We start from the raw sequence: 1,073 nt of genomic DNA on the forward strand, positions 1-1,073 counted from the left end.
AAAACCCGGTTCTGTGGCTTTACAGAATAAGATGGAGGGGAGGCTTCAGACCTGCGGGGTCTCCCAAGGCGTTCGGCCAGTTTATCTAAAAATGCTTCCCGGTTGTGAATGGCCATCATCCATCCCTCCTTTGCTCCCTTTGTTTATACCAATCTCTGAAACTCTTCTTTGGAGGCGCTGGAAAATCCCGTTGATCCGTCCATCCTTTTAATGGTCCTGGACCGTTTTTGATGTAGTCGTCTTTTGTCCAAGGCTTAAGCGCCGTTCGTGCCATTTTTGTCGACATTTTGTAGGCAGCTGGAGTGGAAGCCCATTTCGCAAAACCTTTCATCATGATTTCCTCGGACTTCGTCGTCATTTTTTCACGTTCGACAATGATTTCCCTGTGCCTTATTAAATGCTCATGGAGCGGAATTTTAACCGGACAGGCTTCCGTGCAAGCCGCACATAAAGAAGAAGCATACGGAAGTTCCTTATGATCCTCGTAGCCATCAAGCAATGGAGTAAGCACAGCTCCGATCGGCCCTGGATAAATCGACCCGTAGGAATGACCACCAACATGACGGTAGACCGGGCAGGCATTGATACAGGCTGCACACCGGATACAGTGAAGGGCGGACTGAAACTCTGTTCCTAGAATTTTTGAACGCCCATTATCTACTATGACGAGATGGAAGTCTTCAGGACCATCCACTTCATCATCAAGCCGTGTTCCCGTTAAGGAAGTGATATAACTCGTCAGCTTTTGGCCGACAGCTGCTCGAGTCAAAAGACTGACCACCACCTCGAGGTCTTCCCACGTTGGAACAATCCGCTCCATCCCCATAACCGAAATTTGAGTATCCGGAAGCGCCGTCACCATCCGCGCATTTCCCTCGTTTGTCACAAGCGTGACGGCTCCGGATTCAGCAACAGCAAAATTACAGCCAGTCACACCGATGTCCGCGCTCAGAAAATCCTGACGCAGCTGCTCCCTTGCAAAAGCAGCGAGTTCTACAGGATCGTCGGACATAGTGTAGCCTTTTTTATTTACGAACGTTTCCCGAATTTGCTCTTTATTTTTATGAAGCGCC

1 protein-coding gene is annotated in these 1,073 nt (G+C 49.0%); it reads right to left on the reverse strand.

From position 1 onward, the window contains the following. Window positions 1-115: 115 nt before the first annotated feature. Window positions 116-1,073, reverse strand: a 958-nt coding sequence (locus LD39_RS20565) for an LUD domain-containing protein (RefSeq protein ID WP_035553107.1), incomplete at its 5' end; no start/stop codon positions are given.

Origin of the sequence: Halobacillus sp. BBL2006, assembly GCF_000786645.1 — a bacterium.
Classification (GTDB): domain Bacteria; phylum Bacillota; class Bacilli; order Bacillales; family Halobacillaceae; genus Halobacillus.